The organism is Elizabethkingia occulta, assembly GCF_002023715.1.
Taxonomy (GTDB): Bacteria; Bacteroidota; Bacteroidia; order Flavobacteriales; family Weeksellaceae; genus Elizabethkingia; species Elizabethkingia occulta.
On record NZ_MAHX01000021.1, the window covers coordinates 302,729 to 314,870 of the forward strand.

The window sequence follows — 12,142 nt, forward strand, 5'->3', positions numbered from 1 at the left end:
AAATGCAGGATAAGATTAGTCATAACTTACAAAACATTCTTCAGTGGATCGAAGCTGCTTGTATCCGTAGCAGCAGGAATCCGGATGAAGTTCGATTGCTGCTGGCCACCAAAACAGTTCCCACTGACCGTATTAAGCTTGCATTGGAAGCCGGCTGTACACTTATTGCCGAAAATAAAGTTCAGGAGCTAAAAGAAAAATATGAAGCTTTAAAAGAAATACCTCATACTAACCATTTTATTGGTCACCTGCAAACCAATAAAGTAAAAGATATTCTAAAGTATAATGTAAGCTGTATTCAGTCACTTGACCGCATAGATCTGGCAGAAAAACTGCATCAGCGTTTAGCGTCTGAAAACCGGACAATAGATGTATTGATTCAGGTGAATACATCCGATGAAGAAAGCAAATTTGGTGTACATCCCAACAAGGCAATAGAGCTGGTTAAACAGGTTTCAGAATTAAGCTCTCTGAAAATAAAAGGATTGATGACCATAGGTCTTTTTAGCGCAGAAACAGAAAAAGTGAGAACATGCTTCCGTTTGCTAAAGGATTTACAACAACAGATTATATCTCATAATATCCCGCGGGTAGAAATGAAAGAACTTTCTATGGGGATGAGTGGAGATCTGGAAACAGCGATAGAAGAAGGGGCAACTATAGTAAGAGTAGGAACAGCAATATTTGGACAGCGTACTTATCCTGATAGTTATTACTGGAATGAAGATAATGCATAGTATAGAATTTGTCAGGCTGAGCTTATCAAAGCTTTATAAATTGGTGGACCTTTTATACATATTCCAAACTCTTGGAATTAGAAATAAGCTGCATTATAGCTATCTTTGCAGTCCCAGATAAAGGAATTTATGATACACGATGCAGAAGCTTTTACACTTATTAATGGTAAAAATTTGTATACTGAATTTGTCAATGAATATAAGGATCGTCCGGTTTTAATTTTTTTGCACGATAGTCTAGGAAGTACACAATTATGGCGGGATTTTCCGCATCAGTTGGCTACTGCTGTACAGTGTAATGTGCTGATATACGACCGTTTGGGATATGGAAAATCGGATCCAATGCCAACATATGAAAGAGCAACAAATTATATGGAGGTGGAAGCAGATGTTTTGCATGAAGTATTAGTAAAATCCAATATTACTGATGCTATTTTATTTGGGCATAGCGACGGAGGAACCATAGCATTGCTTACTGCTGCTAAATATCCTGAAAATATCAAAGCCGTAATCTGTGAAGCAGGTCACATATTTGTGGAAGATGTGACTCTGAAAGGAATTTATGAAGTAATGGAAGCTTATAAAAATACCAATTTGCTACAGCGTCTGGAGAAATATCATGGTGATAAGACCGAAACACTATTCCGGGCATGGACGGAAACCTGGACAAGAGCTGATTACAGAAACTGGAATATTGAACATTTTTTATCAAATATTACTTGTCCATTGCTATTTATTCAGGGAGAAAATGATGAATATGGGACAATGGATCAGGTCGATAAGACTATTAACCAGGTAAGCGGTCGCTCTGAAAAATATATAATACCAGAGACAGGACATACCCCCCATAAAGAAGCATCTGAATTTACATTAAAAGCTGCGAAATCATTTATTGATAATGTACTGGCAGATTAGTTTGAATAGGAACAGATCAGCCTGGCAGGCTGATCCGTATATATGCTGATTATGTTTATAAAAGTTCTTTATGCTCCATTAGGTAAGCAAAGGATTCTTTCAGAATCTGTTCCGGTTTCTTAGGATTAAAACCAAGCTCATTTCTCGCTTTAGAAATATCAAAATTTTGCTGTAAACCAGAGAACATTGTAATATCTTTAATGGTAAGAACAGGTGGTTTTCCTTTAAGTTTTGCAGAGAATTGCATAATCCCTGCAAGAGTATACAAGATAAATTTCGGTACAGCAGCAGGCTTCTTTAGCTGAAGTTCCGGATATAGTTTGCCTGCCAGAACTGTTGTATCGGTAATGGTCATGCATTGTTCATTAGCCAAAATATAACGCTCCCCGTTACGGCCTTTTTCTGCAGCCTGAAAACAACCTTCCGCCACATCCTTTACATCAACCCAGTTTAATGTAATCCTTGTATCCATGGGAATCTCCTTGTTCAGTATCAGTTTTAGAATACCATAAGAAACATTTAACGGAAAAAAAGCTTCACTTCCAATCATAGCTCCGGGCATTACCGATACTAATTCTATTCCCAATTCATTGGCCAACTTCAAAGCCAGTCTCTCACCATCATTTTTAGAATTGTAATACATATCCCGTCTGTCGGGATTATAACCATTGCTCTCTTTGGTCGGGAGCTTTGTATAATCCAGCGCTGCAATAGAACTTACATATATAATCCGCTTTACGCCAGCTTCTGCAGCTGCTTCTATAGTATTACGAGTTCCCTCTATATTCACATCATAGATTTCTTTTTCAGGGTTTTTCGCCCATAATTTGAAAGAGGCACCAACAGCATAGAAGGTTTCAACGCCCTGTAAGGCTTTCACAAAAGAAGCTTTATCTGTAATATCGGCCTGAACAACTTCGCAGTTCAACCCCCTAAAAGGTTCTTTATTTTTAATATTTCTAACTGTAGCCCGTACCGGAATACCTTTTTTTAATAATAAGCGTACCAGATTGTTTCCCAGATGTCCGTTGGCACCAGAAACAAGTGCCAGATTATGATTATTCATGTGTAGCTGATTTTAATTGATGCTGCAAAGTTCAGCACTGCAGATTCAAAATCACTTCACAAATGTTACCTAATCACTTGCTTGCGGATTCGGCTTAAGCTTTTAGGATTCATGCCCAGAAATGAGGCGATATATTGAAGAGGAACATTCTGAAGAATATTTGGATATTCTTTAATTAATTTCAGATAACGCTGCTCTGCAGTAAGTGTAGCGAGTTCTTTGGAACGGTTCTCGTTGTAGGAGATTGATTGTTGGAATACTGAAATACTAAAATCTTTAAAAGCGGAACTTTTATCAATCAGTTTGTCGAGATTGGTTTTGGTAATTCTTAGCAGTTGACAATCTGTTATACACTCCAGATTTTCATCTGACGGCGTTTGATTAATATAATTGAAATAAGACGTGATAAAGCCCGGTGGACAATTAATATGTGTTGTCATTTCTTCACCTTTTTCATTCTGATGAAAAAGCCTCACATAACCGGAAACAATAAAATAGAGATACTGAGGAATCTTTCCTTCCGCTTCTATACTCGTATTTTTGCTATAGACAACAGGTTCGAAATAAGATGCACACCATTCTCTTTCTTCATCAGAAAGTATTACCCGTTCTGTAATAAGCTGAATAAGCTTTTCGTGCATCATACAAAGGTATAGAAGAATTAAGAATTGACTCAGACAAAAATACAATTTAAAAGACAAACTATATCTTTATTCCTGAATAATAGAAGTGTTCAGACTATTATATGCTAAAATAATTTCGTAGTTTCGGGATTCTATATATATATCAATTATAGTTTATAATTTAAATAATGATGAAGCTAGTAAAATATCAGGATATAAGACATCTTCTGCCCGAAGATACCAATTATATAAACGAAAGGTATTATGATGCCGAGGAAGCATGGGTACTACACCATGAAGGAGATCTGGTATTAGAAAAGCCACTGGATCTGGATAATTCTTATTCCTATTTTTTCGAAGGAGAAGAGCCAGAAGATTTATGTTATTTTATCTTCGTAGAAGGAAATGTGAAGGCTGGTAATATTTACAATAACGAAACCGATGGTTCCACCGGACTTGTTGTTATGGGAAATCTTACGGCAAATAATATAGTAGTGGGAGGCCAGGAATTATTTGTAGCGGGTGACCTTGCTGTAAATGAGCTTTTCTGGGGCGATTACAATCATGGTGAATTACAGGTAAGAGGTTCTATACAGGCAAAGGTTTTCATCAATACTGATTATGGTGTAGACTATAAGCGTTTTGAAGAGCATGCGAATATTTTTATAGAACATTTACTATGGGATGATGTAGAAGACGATTATGAAGACGACGAGCATATTCGCCAGTTACTGCGTCCTGAATATTTACTGTCTGCAGAAGAACTGACAGAAGAGGAAATTTATTCATGGAAAGATTGGATTTTTGTTTCAGGCTTAATGAAAGCTATGGAGCAAGACCTTTCTGTATTGAAGGACAATGTAAAACCTTACAAAAGACCAGAAGAAGACTTTTCATTTTTCTTTGAAGACAATATCGTTAGTGAGCACAATATAAAACGCTTTCTGGATAGTGATATTCTTGTTGGAAGGGCTCCTGTGGAAGGAGAGAGTTTTGCTCTGGAATATTGGGATGGTCCTGTATTTCGCAGAATTTACACTGTTATAGGGAGTCCCGAAACAACAGCTGTATATTTCCAGTACGAAGAGAAGTTTGCCTGTATGGCTTATTTTACAGAACATCAGAATATGTTGGGTAAACTAACCGGGAAAAAAGAATACCGCGTAGAGCAGGCCTATAAGATTTTTCCGGAAGATAAGTGGTTAGTTCTGGATAAGAATGCACCACAGGAGTTTCAGGATTTTATGAATACCCAATGGAATGTATTTTTGTGGCAATATTCGGAAATGGTTCATCTCAAGAATTTGTTCAGAAAAACAGTTACTCGTGAAAAGTTAGAACGAATACTCAATCTGCCATTGGTACAGGAAAAAAGTAAGCTATACTATACAGACGATGCATCCCTTGATTTAGGCTCATTGCATTTACAATTCCGACAAGAGAATTCTCAGGAAGATTATGGCAGCCGTATAAGCATTATCCGCCAGGAAAATGGCGATGAAGATATTTTTAATTTCTGGCATTTCGATCTTGTAGAAACTGTAGATGGTAGATTAGCTCCGGTATTGTTTAGTCAGGATGACAACGATTATGAGTCTAAACTTTACGAAGTATCTGCTACTGCTGTTAATAAATATAAGAACGCTATCCGCTACTGGAACAGATTGGAAAGAAATATTGACAGTCTGAATGAAGCTTACCTTCGCGGAGAATTAAGTCTTGTAAACGATGAAGAATCAGAAGAATCTTAAAAAAATATAGCCCTGTCAGAATCTTCTACAGGGCTTTTTAGTATTAAGGCACAAAATTTTATCACTTAGGTATTAAGATAATTATACAATAGAGATCTTAATAATCTTAATTTCTTAATGGTTTATATTGCAGTACGGTTGGGAAAAAGCCTGTGCTCTTTAAATGCTAATCCAAATATTCCAATACCTGATCAATTCTTTGCAGCTCCATAAAGTTTTCATGTTGAAGGGTAGACTCGTGTTGTTCGTGTGCCCATGTAATATGATACGGAATATGTGCTGCATACCCACCCAAATCTAATACGGGTAATATATCCGATTTTATAGAATTTCCCAGCATCAGAAAGCTATCCGGCTTGCAGTCCAGATGCCTCAGTAGTTTTGTATAATCATTAATCTGCTTATCACTCATAATTTCTATATGGTGGAAATAATCTTGTAAGCCAGAGTTTTTAAGTTTACGTTCCTGATCCAGAAGGTCTCCTTTTGTAGCAACCACTAGTTTGTATGTACCACTAAGGCTTTCCAAAGTATGCTGGACACCATCCAATAGTTCAATAGGCTTTTGTAAAAGTTCCTGTCCCAGTTCAATGGTTTTATTTACAAAGCTAATGGGTGCGGTATTTCCGGATATTCTGCCAATGGTTTCAATCATGCACAACATGAAGCCCTTTACCCCATAGCCATATAAATGAAGATTTTTCATTTCTGTTTTGAATAATTCCTGCGAGACAGAATGGTGTGGTAAATAATCCTGAAGCAGATCACAAAACTGTTTCTCAGCCTCCTGAAAGTAAGGTTCGTTTATCCAAAGTGTATCATCAGCATCAAAGGCAATGGTTTTTATCTTATTTTTCATTTTAATTCGTAATTTTCAGATTCAAAAATCGGAAACAAAATCCATACAGAAAAGGACATTTGTCCTGACAAAAATATGTTACGTACCCATCAGTCATTTTTAGCTTACATGGCACAACTTTACGAAGAACAACAGCGTAAAGAAGACATCATTGTAAAAACATTTAAAAAAGGAAGTAAACTACTGGAACAGGGGAGTAGTATTACCAAAGTGATGCTTATAAAAGAAGGGATTACCAAATGTTTTGTAAAGGAAGAAAACGACAAAGATTTTATTCTGGAGTTCCTTGGGAAAGGAGAAATTATTGGAGAGATAGAGCTGTTGCAGAATATTCCGTGTTTGTGTAATATCGAGGCAATGACAGAAGTTACTGTTTATGCACTTTCAGTTCCATATTTCAGAAGCTTACTCACCAGAGATCTTGGATTCAATAATCTGTTACTAGAAGTCTTTTCAAAACGTATTGTCAATACATCTAGCAGAGCATCTTATCAGCAGTTATATACAACAGAGCACAGCTTGTCCCGTTTGCTTACGCTGCAAGATCAATTGGGAGCACCAATGAGCAAAGAAGATATGGCTGCCTATCTTGGGGTTAGTATACGCAGTCTAAACAGAACATTAAAACAACTGGAGGATCATAAAAAATAGACTACAAGCTTTTATTTTTTGAAAGTTTTTCAATCCTTTCTTTATACAGCTTTTCTATTCTAGGCAAATCTTTTTTATAATCTTCAAGATTCCAGGAAAGCCCATCTTCCTGCAGATCGTCGTTTAATGAATCCAAACCAATTTCTTTTCTTAGCTCGTCCACTTTTTCTGGATTTTCTGTGTTTCATAAACCTATTTTATTAATTGTTTTGAATTTTGGCTGTAAATAAAGCTGATTTTTATTTTATAAAGATTATAATATCTTTGATTTTAATGAAACTACACCAAAAGAAATTTAATTGTCAAAGAAAATGTCATTAGAATCAATAACAGAAATCATAGAAATAAAAATATTTGATGATATACCATCAGATGAATATTTTTTTAATCTACCTAGAAATAAAAAGATAGTGTTGAAGTTTTCTGAAAAAAATGAACATAAGCGAAATGAAATTGGTGAAAGATTTAAAGAATTTTTTCCTAATCATATAATCGGTATACACACAATAAGCCCGGAAATAATAATAAGGAAGCTCATTACAAGGGAAGAAATTATATCAAACCAGGATTTTTTTGAAAAGTGTGCTTATGATTATAGAGAATTGGCAACACAATTAATTTTTGATTTAGCTAGTCATTTAAAAGTAGATATTCATAATGAAATTCCATATTTTGCTTTTCTTAGATATTGGCAAAAGTATAAGCAAAAAGGCAGATTAGGAGAATGGGATTTTTATTTTCATGGATTTCATTGTTGCTTTACTAATAGAGAAACAAAGCAGTATATTGAAGTTTCTATTGTTTTTGGATTAGAGTTTGGTGATCTAGACCCTTATTTTTTCACTCAATATATAAAATCATCTTCTAAGTATTATCCTCTACCCATTGGGATTTATGAAGATTATCATGACGGAGCGAGAATAAATCAAATTATGACTGACCTTGGAAAGTTTGAAAAAATGAATTCAGACTTTGATCACCATTCGGGTACAGTCATTAAGAATAGAGAAAATAAAATAGAAACAGGAACAATTTGCAATCTTCGAAATGAAACTAATAAAAAAATAAAATTCAAGTTTTTTAAATTTTTGCTACAAAGATTAAACTAATACATTTTGATGATGAAAAGATTAATTTTATTTCCAAATTTTTATTAAAACAGAGCCTAATATAATGCCTATCCCTACAAATAAAGAAGAACTATTAAAAGCTATAGAAAAAAACTACAGCAAATTAAAAAGTGAGCTGGAGACTATCTCTGTTGAGGAAGTAACAGTAAAAGAGTTAGATGGCCACGCAAAAGGCGCATATATGAGCATTAATAATCTGTTGGCATATCTTATAGGATGGGGCGAATTGGTGCTAAAATGGAATAAATATAAAACAGAAAATAAGCCTGTAGATTTTCCTGAGACAGGTTATAAGTGGAATGAGTTAGGTAAGCTAGCACAGAAGTTCTATGAAGATTATTATGACGATGACTTCAATACGTTGATCCAAAAACTTGACAATACAGTTAAGAAAATTACGGAGCTTATTGAAAGTAAAACAAATGATGAGCTTTATGGTGCAGGTTGGTATGAGAAGTGGACATTAGGAAGGATGATTCAATTTAATACGGCATCACCTTATACCAATGCCAGAGGAAGAATCAGGAAATGGAAGAAAGAAAAGAGCTTATGAAACCAATAACAGAAACTGAAAGACTTTTGCTTAGAGAACTTGCTCCTGATGATGCAAAAGATTTCTACAATTTGAATTTAAATCCGAGTGTTATAAAATATACAGGAGATAAAGCTTTTCAGAATATCGATGAAGCCAAAGAATTTTTGGAAAATTATCAGGATTATAGACTCAACGGATATGGGCGTTGGGCAGTAATAAGTAAAGATAATAATGAATTTTTGGGGTGGTGTGGATTAAAATATAGCAGTAGCACCAACGAAACAGATATTGGATTCCGCTTTTTTGAACATTACTGGAACAAAGGTTTTGCGACTGAAAGTGCCCGTGCATGTATTGATTATGGCTTCGAAAAACTAAACCTTAACAGGATAGTTGGGAGAGCAATGCTGGAGAATAAAGCTTCGGTAAATGTACTAGAGAAAATAGGCTTGCAGTATTTAGAAGAATTTGATTTTGATGGTCATAGAGGTGTAATCTATACAATAGAAAGTAGGACTCCTTAGTACTGAAATTATTGATACAGGATTATTTTATCATTTTGTTATTTAGGGAACTTAGCAAACAGCACAAAGAGTTAATTCATAATTGAAAATGTCATAAGAAAAGCCTTGTCAGAGTTTCAAACTTTGACAAGGCTAAATATAGTATAATGAACAATTTATCTCGAAAGCAGTACAAATACAAGAGCCAGTAATGCCGGAACAGCCTGTACAAAAAAGATCTTTTTACTGGCTGTAACTGCACCGAAGATTCCGGCAACAGCTACACAACCCAGAAAGAATAAACGTACGTTATTACTCCATTCCGGATTTTCTATAAAAAATGACCAGATTAGGCCAGCTGCAAGAAAGCCATTGTACAAGCCCTGATTAGCAGCTAAACCTTTGGTAGATTTGAACAAATCATGAGGTAAAGCACGCCCAAAAGCTTTTTTACCAGCTGTTTCCCATGCAAACATTTCCATCCACAAAATATACAAATGTTCTATGGCTACAATACCAGTAAGGATAATAGCGATGATCTGCATTTCTTTGGTATTAATTGTTAGATACTGTAAGCTTTACTTCGATATTTCCCCTGGTTGCATTAGAATATGGACATACCTGATGTGCTTTCTCAATCAAGTCCTGTGCTTCTTCTATTGTAACTCCCGGTATATTCGCATGAAGCTCTGCCTCCAGACCAAATCCACCATTTTCAATTTGCCCGATACCTACTTTTGCTGTTACTGTTGTTTCACCGGTTTTAATTTTAGCAGATTTAATTACTAAATTCAAAGCGCTGTCAAAACATGCTGCATAACCAGCTGCAAATAACATTTCAGGGTTTGCATAGTCATCATTAGCACCGCCTAATGCTTTTGGATAACGAACCTCCAGATCCAAAATTCCGTTGTCGCTTTTTACATGTCCGTTTCTTCCACCGGTGGCTGTAGCACCTATGGTGTACAATGTTTTCATATTTATTAATTTAAAGTTGTTAATATTTTTTCAGTTATTTTTTTTAATTGTATAAGTTCTTCTCTTGGAATTTTCATGTTTTTCAAAAATTGTTTCGGAATGCTGGCAGCTTTCTTTTGCAGTTTCTCACCTTCAGAGGTCAGTCTTATCTTTACAATCCGTTCATCCTCTTTGCTTCTTTCCCGTATAACTATCTTTTTTAGCTCCAGACGCTTTAGCAATGGAGTAAGCGTACCGCTGTCCAAATATAGTTTTTCTCCTAGTTGAGAAACCGATTGTTCTTGGTGCTCCCAAAGAACCATGAGAACCAGATACTGTGGATAGGTTACATCCAATTTGTCCAAAAGTGGACGATACCAGTTTATGATTTCCTTTGAGAGCGCATATACTGGAAAACATAGTTGGTTGTCTAGTTTTAGTTGTTGCATATTTTTTATTTCTTCTTATTCAAATTTACTAAAATTAAATTGTGCACAATTTAATTTTGATTGTTTAATATTATTCTCCTGATTGATATTCTGTATATACCTTGTAAAATATTACTAACAGTGAGTTTGTTTACCGTGGTCAGGTTTATAATTACCGTAATTTGTTTAAATGATTGATGTTGCGGTTATTTTACTTTTGCTTTATATCGATAAAACATAAAGTAATAAAAATGTAGAGGTGAAAAATTAAATGAGAATAATTAAATTTGATTCACAACAAAAATACAATATGAAACTAAAGGTCATTATAACCGGAGCAACAGGAATGGTAGGAGAGGGAGTGTTACAGGAGAGTATCAGTAATCCGAATGTAGAAAAAATCCTTTTAATTAACCGTAAGCCTAGTGGTTATACACATCCAAAGGTTGAAGAAATATTACACAGTGATTTTAGTAATATCTCAGCATTGACTAGTCAGGTTGGAGGATATGATGCCTGTTTTTTTTGTCTTGGTGTTTCTTCTATAGGAATGAATGAAGAACAATATACTAAAGTTACTTATGATCTGACATTGGGATTTGCTAAAACTATGGCAGAAGTTAACCCTCAGATGACCTTTTGCTATGTTTCCGGTGCCAGCACAGATAGCACCGAGAAAGGAAAACAAATGTGGGCACGTGTAAAAGGTAAGACTGAAAATGACTTGATGAAACTTCCGTTCAAAGCTGTTTACAATTTTCGTCCCGGTTTTATGAAACCTACGAAAGGCGCTAAAAATATAAAAAGCTTCTTTAAATTCATCAATGCTATTTATCCGGTTCTAAGGGCTATTAGCTCCACTTATTTCCTCACGCTGGAAGAGGTAGGAAAAGCCATGATTAATGCTGCATTGCGTGGCTATCCAAAACATGTCTTGGAAGTGGGTGATATCAAGAAACTCTCAATTGGATAATTTTATAATATAGTTTACCAAATAAGTATGAGGAAAATATATTTATGGAGTATAAGTTTGTTTACCATTTTAGTCGGAGCACAGGAACGCTATGAAGCTTTTGGCGTTAATAATAAATATGGTATCGTAGAGATACAGAATCAAAAAGAATATGTGGCGCCTGATTACAGTGATATCAACTTATTGGTTACAGATTATCTGGCGCTCCAAAATGGGAATCAGGTAAGTTTTTATTCCAGAGAAACCGGAGAGAAAACAGTATTGGACAAAGTAAAATGGCAGAATGTTTATTTGAATGATAAGAAATATGAACATTTTCAGGATGCCAATAATAGTTACCTTATTGCTGACCGATTTAAAGAGAAAATAATTTTATCCCGTAAATATTCGAGTGTTGACAATCAGTTTTTTAAAGAAGGGCGAAAATATTTTGTCGGTGTTCACGATCATAAACTGGATATTTATAAGAGCTCAGATATAACAAAACCTTTGATAAAAGATGTGAAAGCATCCGGATATTTTACAGATTTTTATACAAAGACCGGAACTGCAGAGGTAAAGCAACTGCATATATTTTACGGTGAAGGAATGGTAAATGTATATAATGATCACCTGAAACTGATTAAAAGCTACAAAGGAAATGCTGCCGGATTGGGAGATCTTAACGATATAATGGAAAAGGATTACAAACAGGTATTGCGACCTCCAAGTGTCAGTAATGTTTTCGCCGGAGAGTTTTGGTGGAAGGGAAAAACTACAGGTGGAAAAACAAAGATTTGGAACCGGAAAAATCCTAGTAAAAGCTTTGTAATAAATGGTGATTATGGTATTTGGGATGTGAAATTCAATGATCAATGGTTAGATATTCGAAATAGAGATCGAACAAAGTTATACAAGTTTAGAGTAGATATGGAGAACAAAAAAATAATTCTTCCTCAAAAGTATCAGGAAGAGTTGTCACCTGTATTTTCAGATTAAATATGATGAGAAACAATTAATAGAAACAGAATAAAA

16 protein-coding genes are annotated in these 12,142 nt (G+C 35.0%); 9 read left to right on the top strand and 7 right to left on the bottom strand.

Annotated elements, in window-relative coordinates; all coding sequences use genetic code 11:
* The first annotated feature begins 2 nt into the window (after positions 1 to 2).
* Both BAZ10_RS18365 and BAZ10_RS18370 read left to right on the top strand, forming a co-directional pair.
* Positions 3 to 737 (top strand): YggS family pyridoxal phosphate-dependent enzyme, encoded by a 735-nt coding sequence (locus tag BAZ10_RS18365; protein ID WP_078773285.1) that lies wholly within the window; start codon positions 3 to 5, stop codon positions 735 to 737.
* A gap of 129 nt (positions 738 to 866) precedes the next feature.
* A complete protein-coding gene (locus BAZ10_RS18370) occupies positions 867 to 1,652 on the top strand; it encodes an alpha/beta fold hydrolase (protein WP_078773286.1) in 786 nt (261 codons plus the stop codon).
* Between the two features lie 55 nt (positions 1,653 to 1,707).
* Here the strand turns inward: BAZ10_RS18370 and BAZ10_RS18375 are convergent, their stop codons facing one another.
* Together BAZ10_RS18375 and BAZ10_RS18380 are read right to left on the bottom strand one after the other, a co-directional pair.
* Positions 1,708 to 2,718: an NAD-dependent epimerase/dehydratase family protein gene (locus BAZ10_RS18375; RefSeq protein WP_078773287.1), complete on the bottom strand. Its 1,011-nt coding sequence runs from the start codon at positions 2,716 to 2,718 to the stop codon at positions 1,708 to 1,710.
* Positions 2,719 to 2,783: 65 nt separating this feature from the next.
* Entirely contained in the window at positions 2,784 to 3,362 is a 579-nt protein-coding gene (locus BAZ10_RS18380; RefSeq protein ID WP_245803870.1) for a Crp/Fnr family transcriptional regulator, read from the bottom strand.
* Positions 3,363 to 3,529: 167 nt separating this feature from the next.
* Here BAZ10_RS18380 and BAZ10_RS18385 point away from each other — a divergent pair, with 167 nt between their 5' ends.
* The gene (locus tag BAZ10_RS18385) at positions 3,530 to 5,092 is read left to right on the top strand and encodes a hypothetical protein (RefSeq protein ID WP_245803871.1); all 1,563 of its coding nucleotides are present in this window, start codon (positions 3,530 to 3,532) and stop codon (positions 5,090 to 5,092) included.
* Between the two features lie 166 nt (positions 5,093 to 5,258).
* On the opposite strand, the gene BAZ10_RS18390 is transcribed toward BAZ10_RS18385, so the two are convergent.
* Positions 5,259 to 5,951, bottom strand: coding sequence for an HAD family hydrolase (locus BAZ10_RS18390; protein WP_078773290.1), 693 nt, complete (start codon positions 5,949 to 5,951; stop codon positions 5,259 to 5,261).
* Between the two features lie 75 nt (positions 5,952 to 6,026).
* Between BAZ10_RS18390 and BAZ10_RS18395 the strand changes: the two genes are divergently transcribed.
* Positions 6,027 to 6,602, top strand: coding sequence for a Crp/Fnr family transcriptional regulator (locus BAZ10_RS18395; protein ID WP_078773291.1), 576 nt, complete (start codon positions 6,027 to 6,029; stop codon positions 6,600 to 6,602).
* Position 6,603: 1 nt separating this feature from the next.
* On the opposite strand, the gene BAZ10_RS19130 is transcribed toward BAZ10_RS18395, so the two are convergent.
* The gene (locus tag BAZ10_RS19130; protein WP_165689698.1) at positions 6,604 to 6,765 is read right to left on the bottom strand and encodes a hypothetical protein; all 162 of its coding nucleotides are present in this window, start codon (positions 6,763 to 6,765) and stop codon (positions 6,604 to 6,606) included.
* Positions 6,766 to 6,913: 148 nt separating this feature from the next.
* Here BAZ10_RS19130 and BAZ10_RS18400 point away from each other — a divergent pair, with 148 nt between their 5' ends.
* The 3 genes from BAZ10_RS18400 (at position 6,914) to BAZ10_RS18410 (ending at position 8,791) form a co-directional block, all read left to right on the top strand.
* On the top strand, positions 6,914 to 7,711 hold the full coding sequence (locus BAZ10_RS18400; RefSeq protein WP_078773292.1) for a DUF6896 domain-containing protein: 798 nt from the start codon (positions 6,914 to 6,916) through the stop codon (positions 7,709 to 7,711).
* Positions 7,712 to 7,775: 64 nt separating this feature from the next.
* A complete protein-coding gene (locus tag BAZ10_RS18405) occupies positions 7,776 to 8,285 on the top strand; it encodes a ClbS/DfsB family four-helix bundle protein (protein WP_078773293.1) in 510 nt (169 codons plus the stop codon).
* Positions 8,282 to 8,791 (top strand): GNAT family N-acetyltransferase, encoded by a 510-nt coding sequence (locus BAZ10_RS18410; protein WP_078773366.1) that lies wholly within the window; start codon positions 8,282 to 8,284, stop codon positions 8,789 to 8,791. The genes BAZ10_RS18405 and BAZ10_RS18410 overlap by 4 nt, the downstream gene beginning before the upstream one ends.
* A 155-nt stretch (positions 8,792 to 8,946) precedes the next feature.
* Here the strand turns inward: BAZ10_RS18410 and BAZ10_RS18415 are convergent, their stop codons facing one another.
* The 3 genes from BAZ10_RS18415 to BAZ10_RS18425 are packed head-to-tail and all read right to left on the bottom strand — an operon-like array spanning position 8,947 to position 10,185.
* Entirely contained in the window at positions 8,947 to 9,315 is a 369-nt protein-coding gene (locus BAZ10_RS18415) for a DUF1304 domain-containing protein (protein WP_078773294.1), read from the bottom strand.
* Positions 9,316 to 9,325: 10 nt separating this feature from the next.
* Entirely contained in the window at positions 9,326 to 9,748 is a 423-nt protein-coding gene (locus tag BAZ10_RS18420) for an organic hydroperoxide resistance protein (protein ID WP_078773295.1), read from the bottom strand.
* 5 nt (positions 9,749 to 9,753) lie between these two features.
* The gene (locus BAZ10_RS18425; RefSeq protein ID WP_078773296.1) at positions 9,754 to 10,185 is read right to left on the bottom strand and encodes a MarR family winged helix-turn-helix transcriptional regulator; all 432 of its coding nucleotides are present in this window, start codon (positions 10,183 to 10,185) and stop codon (positions 9,754 to 9,756) included.
* A 280-nt stretch (positions 10,186 to 10,465) separates the two neighbouring features.
* On the opposite strand from BAZ10_RS18425, the gene BAZ10_RS18430 reads away from it, so the two are divergent.
* Positions 10,466 to 11,128: an NAD-dependent epimerase/dehydratase family protein gene (locus BAZ10_RS18430; RefSeq protein WP_059323265.1), complete on the top strand. Its 663-nt coding sequence runs from the start codon at positions 10,466 to 10,468 to the stop codon at positions 11,126 to 11,128.
* Between the two features lie 27 nt (positions 11,129 to 11,155).
* Positions 11,156 to 12,106 carry a hypothetical protein gene (locus BAZ10_RS18435; RefSeq protein WP_078773297.1) on the top strand — a complete coding sequence of 317 codons (951 nt, stop codon included), beginning with the start codon at positions 11,156 to 11,158 and terminating at the stop codon, positions 12,104 to 12,106.
* Positions 12,107 to 12,142: the final 36 nt, after the last annotated feature.

Coding starts and splice junctions, on each gene's coding strand:
- BAZ10_RS18365 (WP_078773285.1), top strand. CDS start 3: ATGCAGGATAAGATTAGTCATAACTTACAAAACATTCTTCAGTGGATC.
- BAZ10_RS18370 (WP_078773286.1), top strand. CDS start 867: ATGATACACGATGCAGAAGCTTTTACACTTATTAATGGTAAAAATTTG.
- BAZ10_RS18375 (WP_078773287.1), bottom strand. CDS start 2,718: ATGAATAATCATAATCTGGCACTTGTTTCTGGTGCCAACGGACATCTG.
- BAZ10_RS18380 (WP_245803870.1), bottom strand. CDS start 3,362: ATGATGCACGAAAAGCTTATTCAGCTTATTACAGAACGGGTAATACTT.
- BAZ10_RS18385 (WP_245803871.1), top strand. CDS start 3,530: ATGATGAAGCTAGTAAAATATCAGGATATAAGACATCTTCTGCCCGAA.
- BAZ10_RS18390 (WP_078773290.1), bottom strand. CDS start 5,951: ATGAAAAATAAGATAAAAACCATTGCCTTTGATGCTGATGATACACTT.
- BAZ10_RS18395 (WP_078773291.1), top strand. CDS start 6,027: ATGTTACGTACCCATCAGTCATTTTTAGCTTACATGGCACAACTTTAC.
- BAZ10_RS18400 (WP_078773292.1), top strand. CDS start 6,914: ATGTCATTAGAATCAATAACAGAAATCATAGAAATAAAAATATTTGAT.
- BAZ10_RS18405 (WP_078773293.1), top strand. CDS start 7,776: ATGCCTATCCCTACAAATAAAGAAGAACTATTAAAAGCTATAGAAAAA.
- BAZ10_RS18410 (WP_078773366.1), top strand. CDS start 8,282: ATGAAACCAATAACAGAAACTGAAAGACTTTTGCTTAGAGAACTTGCT.
- BAZ10_RS18415 (WP_078773294.1), bottom strand. CDS start 9,315: ATGCAGATCATCGCTATTATCCTTACTGGTATTGTAGCCATAGAACAT.
- BAZ10_RS18420 (WP_078773295.1), bottom strand. CDS start 9,748: ATGAAAACATTGTACACCATAGGTGCTACAGCCACCGGTGGAAGAAAC.
- BAZ10_RS18430 (WP_059323265.1), top strand. CDS start 10,466: ATGAAACTAAAGGTCATTATAACCGGAGCAACAGGAATGGTAGGAGAG.
- BAZ10_RS18435 (WP_078773297.1), top strand. CDS start 11,156: ATGAGGAAAATATATTTATGGAGTATAAGTTTGTTTACCATTTTAGTC.